A 13,149-nucleotide genomic window follows, 5' to 3' on the forward strand; every position below is an offset into this window, starting at 1 on the left:
TCTAGGTGAGATTGATATGCACGATGTTGCGGCGTGTTTATTTGGATTGTGATTGCAAGTTTTTTAAGAGATCAAGAGGTTTTTGTTGTTCTGCTATTGGGATTTTCATGACGGGTGCGCCTGGGGATAAATCAAGTTGCTTCAGGTCGAGTGTGCTAATTGATAATGAATCATAGGTACGGACATAGAGCTTGAGATTGGTGAGGTCTTTGATGACGATCCATTGTGTATAGTCGGGAGATTGATCTTTGGCAGTGGTTGCGGGGCGGACGGTGCCGCGGATGACATCGACGGTGTTAAGCAGGTGGAATGCGAGGTTGATGGTTTGTTCTGTGGTGTTTGTGGGTGTGGAAGCGGCTTTGAGTGCAAAGATGCGTACAAAACGGGAGGGCGGGGTAGAGTCGCCGGGAAGTCCGCACATACCGAAACCTTGTCCGGCTGGTGAGAAGGTTTGGTTGCCCAAGGTTTTGGGCGCGGGGTTGTTGGGTGAAAGGTTGAGATAGTTTTGAAGATTATCGAGATGCCAAGGGAAGGGCGGTGAGTTTGTGAGAACGCGGGGGGTGTTGTCGTAGATGTTCAGGCCTTCAGTGGTATATTCGATCACGATGCCTTGGCCGGTTCGATCATAAACGGAATAGTGTAAGGGGAAAGGTTTGTTACCGATGTCGGCGTTGGGTCGTGCGTAGACGACAATTTCGGGGATGGCTTGTTTGACTTGCTCAATCGTTTTGAAATTACCGAGGATATAGTGGACGAGTAAATCGTTGGGGACAGCGAGATGGTTTTGTTGTGGCAGTATTTGTTGATATTTTGAAAATTTAGGTAAGTACAGCGCGCTTGCGGAAAGGCCTTGATCGTTAAGACCATCGGAGATGATGTCAGAGCCGAGGGCATTGAGGGCGGCGTATCCGAATTTGTTTTTCCATGCGAGGCTGAGTTTGCCATCGGGGGTGGACATTTGGAATTGATGGTCGCGCGGTTGGGTAATAATGTTTGATTGTAGGTCGAGTCCAAATTCCATTGAGCGGCCAACAATGTGCGAGCCATCGTTACTGGCGATGCAAAATTCTGTACAGGCATGCGCGCCTCCCATAAAGAAGAGAAGTGAAATAGAAAACGTGCAAAGTATCGTGAGATAATTGTAAAGGCGCATATGTGATCCCGTGAATGTGTTGCTGTTATCGGCGAATGAAACCGTTAGAAGCTCACAACACTATCGGAGGGATGACTGCTGAGCCTTTGGAATACGGGGTTGATGAGGATAGTTTAATTATTTCGTCGTTGACGGCGGTTATTTGAAGCGTTGTTATTACGCTGTGAATTCCGATTGCGAGAGGTGTCGTGACGTTCTTCTTCCCAGAGGGGATCTATTAGCGTGTCGGCCCAGTCGTCGTGCATGACTTGAAGCTCGCGAACTTTATCGGGGTATTTGTCAGAAAGATTGTTTTGTTCGCTGGGGTCGTTTGTGAGGTTATAGAGCGCAATAGTGCGGGAACGTTTCACTTTGATGAGTTTCCAATCGCCGTGACGGATGGCGAAGGATCGACCGGTGCGCCAATAGAGGGTTGGGTGGGGTTGGGATTTGTTTTGCTGTATGAGATAGGGCAGAAGGTTTTGGCCATGGAAGGATTGTTGATTGATCGCGGATTGTGGTGTGCCAGCGGCAGCAAGTGCGGTAGGAAAGATGTCTAGTGATGAGATAGGGTGGTCATAGGTTACATCTACGGGGAGTTTGCCGGGGTAGGAGATAATGAAGGGGACGCGGATGCCACCTTCAAAGAGTGTGCTTTTATTGCCGCGGAAGGGATCGTTGGATGCGGTGTTCATTGGTGTGGCGCCGCCATGATCAGAGAGGAAAATGATCATGGTGTTTTGCGTGAGATTGTTTTTGTTGAGCGATTGGAGAACATTGCCAATAGCTCTATCCATTGAATAGACCATCGCAGCATAGGTGCGTCGAGATTCATCTTCAATATGTTTGAAACGAGCAAGATCTTCATTGGTAGCTTGCATAGGTGTATGCGGTGCGTTGAAGGAAAGCATGAGATAGAAAGGATTGGTTTTGTTTTGGTTGATGAAGTTGGCTGCTTGATCACCGAGTTCATCAGTAAGGTATTGATCCGTGTTGGCAGATTTGTTGTTGTGCATGAGCTTGGAGCGGCGAGCGTTCACGGCATAAGGGTGTCCACCTGAGAGGAATCCGAAGAAATGATCAAAGCCACGATTGTTGGGTGTTTGTTTTTCGTGCATCCCGAGGTGGTACTTACCGACGAGTGCAGTGGTGTAGTTTTGTGATTGGAGTTGTTCAGGGAGTGTGGTAAGCGAGAGGGGGATGCCGTACATGGGGTCATCGGGAAGGTTGTGTGGGAGGTTGAATTCATAGCCGAAGGATTGTTGGTAGCGGCCGGTGTAGAGTGCGGCGCGCGATGGCGAACAGACCGCTGCGGTGGTGTAGGCATTGGTGAAGCGGACGCCGTTGGCGGCGAGCTGATCGATGTTGGGGGTTTGAATGTCGGGTGAGTCAAGGCATGAGAGGTCCGCTGATCCCATATCGTCGGCTACGATAAGAATGATGTTAGGGCGGGTTTGAGCGAGGAGCGGCGAGGTGTGAAGAGAAGCTATTGGCAGGCAGGCAGAAAGAGCGCAGAGATAGCGGACGGAATTTACAGGCATGATGTTGCTCCTTATTTCTCGTGGGTGATAAGCGTATAACGCGGAAATCGCTTGGATATTGCATTGCATTGGGATGGGGTATGATATTGTGTGATGCACACGGAGAAGATTTGGACATCGCAGGGTTTGCTTCGCTGGACGACGGGGTATTTTGAGAAGCAAGAGATTGATCATCCGAGATTATCGGCGGAGATGCTGCTTGCGCATGTTTTGGGCTGTGAACGATTGAAGTTGTACATGGACCCTGAGCGGCCAGCGAGCGAGTTGGAGCGTGCGGCATTTCGTGATTTAGTCGAGCGAGCGATTAAGCATGAGCCGGTAGATTATCTGGTAGGTGAAGCGCCGTTCTTTTCGATGATGTTTGAGGTGAATAAGGATGTGCTTGTACCGCGGCCGAGTACGGAAACATTGGTGGAGCATGTGATTCAGCATGCGCGGGTGACGCCGGGGTTTGGTGGGCATGTGACGATCGCGGATGTGTGTACGGGGAGCGGGGTGATTGCGATCTGTTTGGCGAAGCAGTTGAAGGATGCGAAGGTGATCGCGACGGATGTGAGTGTGGCTGCGATTGCGGTGGCGAAGCGGAATGCGGTGCGGTATGCCGTGGCGGATCGGATTGAGTTCCGTGTGGGGGATTTGTTGGAGCCGCTTGTGGGTGAGCGTGTGAAGTATCTGGTGAGTAATCCGCCATATATTCCGGACGATGAGTGGAAGAAGCTGGAGACGAATGTGAAGGCGCATGAGCCGGAGCTTGCGCTGCGGGGTGGTGTGGATGGGATGGATTTGTTGCGTGTGTTGGTGGATGAAGGAAGAGGATTGATCGAATCGCCGGGGCAGATTGTGCTAGAGATGGCGGCAGTTCATGATGAGCCTATGCGCGAGTTACTGCACAAAACGGATGGGTATGAAGATGTAAAGGTTTTGCCGGATCATGAAGGGTATCCTCGTATTTTGGTTGCAGATAAGCGCTAGCATGTGAAAATGGGTGGTTTGGGCGGCAACGAAAATACAATTGTTTTATATGTGGCATGAATGCTGTGGCGTGTTTATTTGTTATTGCGTTTGTGTACTGAATCAATACAATTTAAGTGTGTATAGACATTTCTCGCTGGGGAGGGGCCGCATGATGTATCGCTGCCGCCTGTGCGAGGTTACGAAAGACGCCGAGGTATCGGTACAGCCATTTTTGAAAGGGAGAGACGTATGTCGAGTATGACGTTGATGGAGAAAGCAAAAGGTTTGATGGGCAAGAAGGCCGCGGTTGCGGGCGCACTTGTTGTGATGCCGCTTGCAATGGCAAGTGTTGCTTCTGCTGATATTGTGATCCCTGAAGACGGCGACGGTCCGGGCGATGGTGGCCCTGGTGACGTGCCCACCGAAGTGGTGTCAAAGTTTTCGGTTACCAGTGCGGGGGCTTTTGAGGTGCTTTCCGGTTTTGAGGTTAGCACGCCGATCAATTCTTCGTTGGGTCATAGTGCTTTGGGTGCCAGTGGTGAAGGTTTGAAGATCATCGGGACCGCCGTGCCACAGGCTTGGAAAGTGCCTGAGGGTGAGATGGTGGTTCGTTCAAGCGGGACCTTTGATGATGTGCTTACGACAAACGATTTTCTGGCTTTTGCGGGACATTTTGATATTACCATTCCGACGGGTGATTCGGTCAGCGCGTCGATGCACTTTTATATGTCGGATGTGCCGTTCCTTGACGCAGTCGTTGGCGGGCAGCCAGATGGCTTTAGTGATCTGAGCTTGTCGGACCCGAACCTTGGCTTGCTTGAAGTCGGCTCGCCGACGGTGGTCGACGACGAAGAAACACATTACTTCGAGTTTAATCACACCGCGGATATCACCGGTGGGTCGACCACATCATGGGCGGCTGGCACATACTGGCAGGTGGAGATCATGGTGAACTGGACGCACTTGGGCAGCAGTAGTGATCGCTTGACACTGAATATTCCAGACGACTCAATCGACTTTGGTGTGAACGGCATTCCTGCGGTGCCTGAGCCTGCGAGCTTGATGATGTTGGGTGTGGCTGGTTTGCTGCTCGGCGCACGACGTCGCAAGTAAGTGTTTTGGCTAACGCATAACTAACGGTTTACAAAAGCCCACTGGTGAATCCGGTGGGTTTTTTGTTTATGATTGTGTTTGAGGTTTGTGAGTCATGTTTGGTTTGTGAGTTTGTAGACAGGGGTCATGTGATGAGCAGGCACGTTTTGTTTGTGTTGACGCATAGTCCGTTTGATTGCGCAAGTGGTGCGGCGATCAGTACGCGAACTGTTGCGGAAATGCTGGCAGGGCAGGGTTACGAAGTGATGGTGCTGGGGGTGACCGCGGTTGAGGGAGCTGCGGGAGCAGAGGATCATGTCAGCGAGATGACACAGATGGGAGTGGGATTGGCCGCGCGAAAAATAGATGGCGTGACGGTATATGAAGGACGGCACCGGGGTGTGGATTATGCGCTTTTGAAAACTGGTGGCTGCCCAACAGATTGGATGCATGATACTAGAGCGGCGGATACGTTTGAACAGATTCTTGTGGGGATATTGTCTGCTTATCAGCCGGGCGCGGTGATGACTTACGGCGGTAGCGAACGCGGTTGGAATTGGATTAACATCATCAAAGGTTCTGGTGCGGCAATTATCTTGCTGATCCACAACATGGCGTACAACGATGCTTCTTACTTTGAGGCTGCTGATTTAGTCGTGGTTCCGAGTCAATATGCGGCGAATGAATATAATGGCAAATTAAATGCAGAGTGTGTGGGGTTGGGTTTGCCGATTGATCGCGCGTCGGTGGTCAATGAGGCGAGTGATGAGCGTGTGTTTGTGACGATGGTGAATCCAAGTGTGGAGAAGGGATTATGGGTGGTGGCTCAGTTGGCTGAAGTGCTGGGCGAGCGACGGCCAGATATTCCGGTGTTAATTATTGAGGGGCGCGGAACGGGCGGGATGTTGCTTGAAGCGGGGCGTATGGGCGGGTTTGATCTTGGACGGCATGAGAGTTTGATGTTTAGTGGGCCGGTGAGTGATATGCGTGAGGTGTATGGGGTGAGCCGGATGGTGTTGATGCCGTCGGTGATTGCGGAAAGCGGTGGGCGGGTTGCGGCAGAGGCGATGATGAACGGTTTGCCAGCACTTGTTAGTGATCGCGGGGCGCTGCCGGAGATTGTGGGGCAGGGCGGGTTTGTGTTGCCGATGCCCGAGCAGGTGACATTAAAGATGGATCGGCCGGTGGAATGCGAAGTGGTCACGGCTTGGGTGAATCTCATTGAGAAGCTGACGGATGATGAAGTGTTTTATACCGATGCGTCGCGGCGAGCAGCAGAAGAAGCGGTGAAGTTCGATCCGGCTGAGGTGTGTGAACGGTTTGTCGAACGGCTTGAGCAGGTGTTGACGATCCCCGGATAAAAGATGTGTAGATGTTGCATCGCAGGTGATGTGAGTAGAATGATGGGTTCAGTGGGTTTGTATTATGAATGATTGAAGCAGACGATTTGTTTGTGAAGGATGCGATATGCCCATGAAGTTGCCCGCAGATTATGTAGTGGATTACAAACTGAACGATTTTTTAAATGAAATGGTGAACGATCTTGATCTGCATCACTCGTTTGATGTGGGTGAGGATGGGCTAGAAGAGATCTCATTGGCGGTGGTGGATTTCACGGGATGGGAAAAGAAGCAAGCGAAAAAACAAACAGTCCGTTTTGGTGGTGTCTATCACGACAATTTTATCTATCCGTGTAGCATCTACAAAATGTATGTGGCAGGTGCATTGCTATCGTTGATCGAGAAAGGTGAATACGAGCTTGATCAGGTGGTGGAGGTGAAGAGTCCGAACGATGTAGATCGGAGTAAGGAGATTCCGAGTGATCCACGGCCGCTGCTTCATGCAGGGGATAAGGTGACAATTGGCTATCTTTTGGACTTGATGATCACGCGGAGTGATAACTGTGCGGCGAATTGTTGTATTGATATGGCGCAAAGGCCGCGGATTAATGAGATGCTTTTGCGGTATGGGTATGCGGGGAGTGAGGTGACGCGGAAGTATTTGAGTCGGAGTAAGGAAGATGAGGGATATGCGGATGTACCTAGTACGATGACGTGCGGCTTGCATACGAGTGATTTTTTATATCGCGCGGCTACGGGGCAAATGGAAAGCCCGTGGGTGAGTCAGCAACTCATGCGTTTGCTTGGAGGGCAATTGGATAAAAGTAAGTTAGCGAAGGGCTTGCCGCGTGATGCGATGATGTATCACAAGACGGGATGGTTCAGCTATTGGAGCGGCGACTGTGCGGTGATTGATGATGGGGCGGTGCGGTATGCGCTATCATTAATATTGCCGATCGCGGCGGCGAAAGCTGAGCTGATCTACAAAGAGATTGCTGCAGCGGTGCATGGGTACATGACGAATTATTCAAGGTGATGGATTGGTTTTAGTTGTAACGTATTTTGAGAGATCGTAGATTTCGATCCAGCGTTTGGCTGGGCCGTCGTAAAGTGAGATGGTCCAGATGTATGATTGGTCGGGGGTTGTCGCAAAATGGCTTTGAAGTGTGCGGCGGAAGTCTTCGAGGTCGTGAGGGATTTTAAATGCGAGTTGTTGAATCGATTGGTTGGTGAGTTCGAGGCCAATGTACTGATCGACGGTTTCCCAGTCGGTGTTGGTGAATGCTTCGGTTTCTTCTTCGGTCATGATGCGGATGTTGATGTTGGGGGCCATGTCAAAGATTTCGTTATCTCGCCAACGTTCGAGTGGGAGGGTGAGTTGATCTTGGAGTTCATTCATACTGAGGGTGTGGCCTGATGAAGTGACCGTGATTGGAGTGAGATCGGATATGTGCGGTTTGTTCCAGCCGTTCTGATGTGAATAGGGATGCGTGATTTGAAGGTTGGGGTAGAGCGTTTTGTGATGGCGTCGCAGTGAGCCGACCTTCAGGGCGAAATATTCGTGTGACGTGTTTTCGGGTTGATCTAGAGGATGGAGATTTTCGTAGAGGGTTTGTTGGGTTTTGAGATCGACGATGACCGTGTGGAGGAAAGCATAACGCTTGTAGTCATCGGAGGTTTGCGGGTCATCAATGATTGGTTTATCGGTGTTGGCTGGTGAGGTAATGAGGATGAGATCGTGGCCAAGGTCGTAGACATGAGTGAGGTGGTAGGGTGTGAGGAAAAATGTCTTACCGGTGGGATCGGATGGATCGGGTTGGTATTCGTCACTTCTTTTTTCGAATGGGAGGCGAGGCGTTTGCTTGAAGGGAATAGTGGTGAAGGTGGATGTTGGTTTATCGTAGCGAAGGATTTGCCCGGCGGCGATGATGATGAGGTTGTCGCCGCGATCAAGGATGAAGGGGTCGGTGTTTTCAATCGTTGAAATGCGTCCGCCAAAGTCCCATGACTCGCCAGCACTTTGCATGGTGTAGACTTCGTCGTACCAGTTTTCGTGAAGGGTTTGAGATGAAATGGTTTTGGTTTTTGGGTCGAAAGTTAGGAGCCTGAATTCATATTTATCGGAGGCGAACTGGCCGTAGAAAGGAGAGCGACGGACGGTGAAGTGGAATTCGAGAGGCGGTTTGATGGGGATGTCGAGCCAGTGGCGGGCGTGTCCGTAGGCGGTGAGGATGGAACGCCATCGCCAATAGTCAGCGAAGTATCGGCTGGAGGTATCAAAATCAGGGTCGTGGTGTTTCTGGTGTTCGATGTAGAGGGTTGGAATAAGGATGGGCGGTGTGAGCCAGACGAAGAGGCATAGAGAGAGGAAGATGGGGTGTTGTTTGTGGAAGGGTTTGCGGATGGCGGTGTGTTTGAGGTGAATGGTTTTGCTGCAGGAGGGGCAGGTGGCGGGGAGTGAGAGGTTGTTAAGGTTTGCGTTGCATTTTTTGCAGTAGCGTTTGCCAATGGGGGTTTGCCGGTTGTGCGCGAGTTGGATGGGGAGGGTAATCGCGAAGATGAATGCGAGGGGGATGGTGATGATGAGGAGGATAGGCGGCCAGTAGTAGACAAGAACGTCCCAGAGATCGAAGTAAAGTGGATCGATGGCAAGAAGCATTCTTGAAGGAGGCGATGTTGAGGTGAGTTGAGAGGTGGATGTAGTAGGGAGAGGGATGAGGCCAACGACGTTGTCGGTGTATTCGAGCTCAAGACGGGCGACCGCTTCGATGATCAGGGGAGCAGGAGATGGCGGTGTTGTCGTGCTCATGTGAATAAGACGGAATCGATGAAAGGATGTTTCAAAGTGGGATGGGCGAGATGCAAAGAAAACCCACGGCACGGAACCCCCGGAATACGTGGGCTTGTCCCCGGAAGGATTGTTCGGAAAGGGGATATAAAAAATGCTGCCCAAACTGAGCAGCGTTTGTTTGTTTTAATATTGTTGGAAGTGGTTTCACATTTGATGACCGGGTGGCCGTGATCAAACTTCCGGGGCGGGGATTATCGCATCACATCGCGGCGGGTCTTGAGGATGACCGGTTGGTCTTGCAAGGCATTGATGTTGTTGCCGGGGGTGTTATAGGTGAGCATGATCGTGCGGCGGAGGAGGACATCGTCACCAGTGAGGACATTCTTGACAGTGGCAGACTCGCCAGAGAGGCCCGCAACAAAGACGGAGAACTCATCAACATCGTGATCGAAGGCCGGCCAAATGGCAACGGATTCTTTTGCGTAGTCATCACCCTGAAGGATCTTGTCAACGATTTCTAGGGGTGAAAGGAGCAGCGGGTTGTTGAGTTGTTTTTCGATAGCCCGGTAGACAGAGAGCGGAACATTCTTGCCAGCTTGAATGATCTTGCCGGAATCGGTGGCGATGGTGAATTCAGGGGAGAGGATACGGTCACTGCTGGTGTTGTTGATAGCGCGGTACGGGAGGTACCAGTACCAACGGTTTACGCCGAAGCGGTCTTTTACAGCAATCGCGGTGGGCTTTTCAAATTTAACATCGATGACCCATGATGTGCTGACGATAGCGGGTTCTGGATAGGCTTGCGCTTTTGAAGGCGATAGAGTCAGCGTCACGCAGAACAGGGCGGCCAGCACTGTGGTCAGGGCAAGTGTGGTCTTCATGGATACCTCAAGCTTAAGATGTCGGTTGTTCATTCAACTGAATGAGTATGCCCCCATTGTACGATCAGAGGGGTGGGGGTCAATCATTTGGTTCGTCGACATTTATGACAAAACAGCGTGTAGCGGGGTATGATGACTGAGGCGACGGGTAAAGTCGCGATTGACCGGGGGATGTTCAGGCTAGTAGATGGTGAGTCAAGAACGCAATGGCAACTGTAAACCCTTTAACAGTAGAAGCTAATGGTGGTGATGGGCTGTGGTTTGGATTGTGCCCGCAAGATCTGCGGCGGCAGGGGTTGTCGGTACTGCTGACGGGCCGATCTCGGGTATCAGGTGCGGCTGTTGACCAGATGGAGCGGTTTGCGGTGGTGCATGGGTTTTCTCTGGAGCAGCTCTGGGTGGCTGTCGGAGATGGTGTCGTGCGGAGTGCGGTACTAGTTGTACCGGCGGCAGGAGGGAGCGGGATGGTGTTTGTCTCGCCAGTGATGGATGATGCAGGACAAAAGCGGCTCGCGCGGCTGTTAGGCATGGTGCTAGAACAGCAAGATGGATCACTCGGCCTGTTGCAGGTGTTGTTGGATCAAGATCAATTGCTGGCGATGGAGGCTGCGACCGAGGCCGGGTTTACGTATCTGGCGGAGTTGCTGTATCTGTCCTGTGTTTTGAAATCCGGTGGTTCAGTTGCGGGTAAGTTGGATCTTGGGGTGGAGATGACGGTTTATGAATGGTCTGAAGTGAATCGGGAATTATTCGCGCGCGCGATATTGAGTAGCTATGAAGCAACGCAGGACTGTCCGGGACTAGTGGGTATACGGGAGATTGATCAGATCATTGCGGGTCATATGGCTACGGGGGTATTTGATGCGACGCTGTGGCATGCGGTGTATGACGGTAATGAGCCGGTGGGTGTGTTGTTACTTAGTGGGTTAGCTGATGGCGGTGGGTGTGAATTAGTTTATCTCGGGTTGTCATTGAAGTTTCGCGGCAAGGGGTATGCAAAACGCATGATGCAATGGGGGATCACGATTGCAAGCGAACGAAATCACCAGAAGATGTTATGCGCTGTTGATGCACAGAATTCACCTGCGGTCGCGCTTTATCAATCACTTGGCTTTGAATCAACTGGTAGTAAGCACGCGCTGATTTACACTGTAAAACAAGTGGAAAAATAAGGTTTTGCACAGTCCCTCTTGTTATCCACAGATTACGCGCATGTGTATAAAGAAGTGGATAAAAAAAATGAACGTCTCTAAGTGGTTGTGAAATGGTGAACTGAAAAAATCAAGAGGGTGATCCGTCATTTATGACGGTTGATGCAATCAGCACAACAAACTATTCTCGTTCATAGTCATCAGGAGGATGATTCCGCTTCGCCCATGTGAGCGGTGGTGCACGCCTTTCTTGGCGTCTGTTGCAAACCGTTGAATCTGTGTTTGCCACGCAAGTCGCACTACCCAAGGCGAATCGATCAGGCGGTCGTCGGATGGAACCACTTTCAATTTAAAAAACGCGCGGGCAAAGACCAGCGTTAACACGGCTCCGGCAGCATATCCTGTTGGCATGCGATCACACCAAAGGGGTGTTTCGGTGAGTATAACCTCATCTACACAATCTATCACTGCGCGTATCGCAGAACGGTTAGCGGGAGCCGTTGGTCAGCGCAAATTCGCCATGTGGTTCGATCAGTCTGCTCGTTTTGATTTCAAAGCGGATCAGAACGCGCTCACCGTATCAGTTCCGAACCGTTTTGTTGCTGATTGGATCGGCAAACACTTCCAAGGTGATCTTCAAAGTGCTGCCGACTCTGAAGCTGGCTGCAGCGTTCAATTGTCTGTCCAAGTCAGTCCGCAGGATTTCGGTGCGGCCACACCCCCCGTTGCAGATTTACCTAGCAACGATCATGCTCATGCTGCTCCGGCCCCACGTTTTGGTGACTCAGTAGCGGCTGTTAGTAGTTCGTCGAGTATCAATCCCGCTGCAGCTCCTGTACCACGTCACTTGAGTGTGCTTGCCTCCGATGACAGTACCGTAAAACCCCATGAACCTGCCGTCCGCCGTCCTCAGAACGCACCGCTCAGTCACCTGCAACCAGTTGTCATGAGTCGCCCTGTACCAAGAGGTAGTGCTGGTCGAAAGATGCGTCATCGTCTTGAAGATTTCGTCGTTGGGCCAAGCAATGAACTTGCCTTCGCGGCTGCCTCGCGTGTTGCTGACGATGATGCTGCTACCGCTGGTCATCCGCTTTTCATCCACGGCGGATGCGGTCTCGGTAAGACGCATCTTCTGCAGGGTATTTGCCAGCGTCATCTTTCGCGTGAGCCCGGTGCGAAGGTTCTCTATGTCACCGGCGAGCAATTCACCAACGACTACATCGCTGCTGTCCGCACCAACAAGCTCGATGCTTTCCGCAATCGTGTCCGCAAACTTGATCTTCTCGCCATTGACGACATTCACTTCATCGCGAACAAGCAAGCTACGCAGCAGGAGTTTCTCCATTGCTTCGATCACATTGAACTTGGCGGGGCGCGTGTGGTGTTGGCCAGTGATTCGCATCCGAAACTGATCAAACAGTTTTCAGAAGCATTGGTGTCGCGATGTGTGCGTGGGATGGTGGTGCAGATTCATGAGCCGGATACAGAGACGCGGGAGCGATTGGTTCGTGTGCTTGCTGAACGCCGCAACATGGTGCTGCAACCGTCAGCCGCCAATGCGATCGCGCAGCATTGTGATGGGTCCGTGCGAGAGATTGAAGGTGTGCTAACCAAACTCCACGCGCTGGCAAGTTTGACCGGCTCAGGATCAAGCTCACGTTTGGGCGGGATTACCGAGCCAATTGGTCACACGCTTGTTGATCGACTTTTCCAACACGATGCGCCGCGAACGAGGAAGAAGCCAATTCGTTTTGATGAGATTGCCAAGACGGTGTCGGAAGAATTGCAGATTGATTGCGGGCAGATTCTGGGTTCATCTCGTAACAAACACGTGGTGCTTGCAAGGTCGATCACGATTTATCTTGCTTATGAACTAACATCGATGAGCTATCCGGAGATTGCAGGGCAGATGGGTCGCAAGACGCACTCAACGATTATTACGGCGGCGAAGCGGATGAAGAAGCAAATCGAAACCGGCGAAGCCATGTTGTTACCCAGTGAAGCTACTGCCGTGACACCTAAAGAATTGGTGGATCGGATCACACGGATTTTGAAGCGGGGGTAAGTTTTCAAGCAGAAGATGACAGGTCCCTTGTGGGCCTGCGTTGGTGCCCGGTCAATCTGATCGGGTTTTTTTGATGTGCACGATTCAGGTGTGGGTTTGTTGTGGGTAGAAATCGCAGAGGCGAATGAATTGATAGAAAAGATGGCGCGGCTTATTACGGGTTGGTTTATAGTATGAGTCGAACGGTGATCCGTTCGAGTAG

11 protein-coding genes are annotated in these 13,149 nt (G+C 51.3%); 6 read left to right on the forward strand and 5 right to left on the reverse strand.

What is annotated here, in order from left to right; translation table 11 throughout:
- Positions 1–37: 37 nt before the first annotated feature.
- On the reverse strand, positions 38–1,153 hold the full coding sequence (locus ACQ6WK_RS17240; protein WP_432798633.1) for a linear amide C-N hydrolase: 1,116 nt from the start codon (positions 1,151–1,153) through the stop codon (positions 38–40).
- Between the two features lie 113 nt (positions 1,154–1,266).
- Positions 1,267–2,673, reverse strand: coding sequence for a sulfatase (locus tag ACQ6WK_RS17245; protein WP_432798634.1), 1,407 nt, complete (start codon positions 2,671–2,673; stop codon positions 1,267–1,269).
- Between the two features lie 93 nt (positions 2,674–2,766).
- On the opposite strand from ACQ6WK_RS17245, the gene prmC reads away from it, so the two are divergent.
- The 4 genes from prmC (at position 2,767) to ACQ6WK_RS17265 (ending at position 7,095) form a co-directional block, all read left to right on the forward strand.
- A complete protein-coding gene (prmC, locus tag ACQ6WK_RS17250; RefSeq protein WP_432798635.1) occupies positions 2,767–3,645 on the forward strand; it encodes a peptide chain release factor N(5)-glutamine methyltransferase in 879 nt (292 codons plus the stop codon).
- A 231-nt stretch (positions 3,646–3,876) separates the two neighbouring features.
- On the forward strand, positions 3,877–4,740 hold the full coding sequence (locus tag ACQ6WK_RS17255) for a PEP-CTERM sorting domain-containing protein (RefSeq protein ID WP_432798636.1): 864 nt from the start codon (positions 3,877–3,879) through the stop codon (positions 4,738–4,740).
- Positions 4,741–4,871: 131 nt separating this feature from the next.
- The gene (locus ACQ6WK_RS17260) at positions 4,872–6,080 is read left to right on the forward strand and encodes a glycosyltransferase family 4 protein (RefSeq protein ID WP_432798637.1); all 1,209 of its coding nucleotides are present in this window, start codon (positions 4,872–4,874) and stop codon (positions 6,078–6,080) included.
- Positions 6,081–6,192: 112 nt separating this feature from the next.
- A complete protein-coding gene (locus tag ACQ6WK_RS17265; protein WP_432798638.1) occupies positions 6,193–7,095 on the forward strand; it encodes a serine hydrolase in 903 nt (300 codons plus the stop codon).
- On the opposite strand, the gene ACQ6WK_RS17270 is transcribed toward ACQ6WK_RS17265, so the two are convergent.
- Both ACQ6WK_RS17270 and ACQ6WK_RS17275 read right to left on the reverse strand, forming a co-directional pair.
- Entirely contained in the window at positions 7,087–8,868 is a 1,782-nt protein-coding gene (locus ACQ6WK_RS17270; RefSeq protein WP_432798639.1) for a hypothetical protein, read from the reverse strand. The genes ACQ6WK_RS17265 and ACQ6WK_RS17270 overlap by 9 nt on opposite strands.
- A 233-nt stretch (positions 8,869–9,101) precedes the next feature.
- Positions 9,102–9,731 carry a hypothetical protein gene (locus ACQ6WK_RS17275; RefSeq protein WP_432798640.1) on the reverse strand — a complete coding sequence of 210 codons (630 nt, stop codon included), beginning with the start codon at positions 9,729–9,731 and terminating at the stop codon, positions 9,102–9,104.
- Positions 9,732–9,937: 206 nt separating this feature from the next.
- Between ACQ6WK_RS17275 and ACQ6WK_RS17280 the strand changes: the two genes are divergently transcribed.
- On the forward strand, positions 9,938–10,903 hold the full coding sequence (locus ACQ6WK_RS17280; protein ID WP_432798641.1) for a GNAT family N-acetyltransferase: 966 nt from the start codon (positions 9,938–9,940) through the stop codon (positions 10,901–10,903).
- 147 nt (positions 10,904–11,050) lie between these two features.
- On the opposite strand, the gene ACQ6WK_RS17285 is transcribed toward ACQ6WK_RS17280, so the two are convergent.
- Entirely contained in the window at positions 11,051–11,293 is a 243-nt protein-coding gene (locus ACQ6WK_RS17285) for a hypothetical protein (protein WP_432798642.1), read from the reverse strand.
- 25 nt (positions 11,294–11,318) lie between these two features.
- On the opposite strand from ACQ6WK_RS17285, the gene dnaA reads away from it, so the two are divergent.
- Positions 11,319–12,947, forward strand: coding sequence for a chromosomal replication initiator protein DnaA (dnaA, locus tag ACQ6WK_RS17290; protein ID WP_432798643.1), 1,629 nt, complete (start codon positions 11,319–11,321; stop codon positions 12,945–12,947).
- The last annotated feature ends 202 nt before the right edge of the window (positions 12,948–13,149 follow it).

Source organism: Poriferisphaera sp. WC338 (assembly GCF_050931845.1).
Lineage (GTDB): Bacteria > Planctomycetota > Phycisphaerae > Phycisphaerales > Phycisphaeraceae > Poriferisphaera.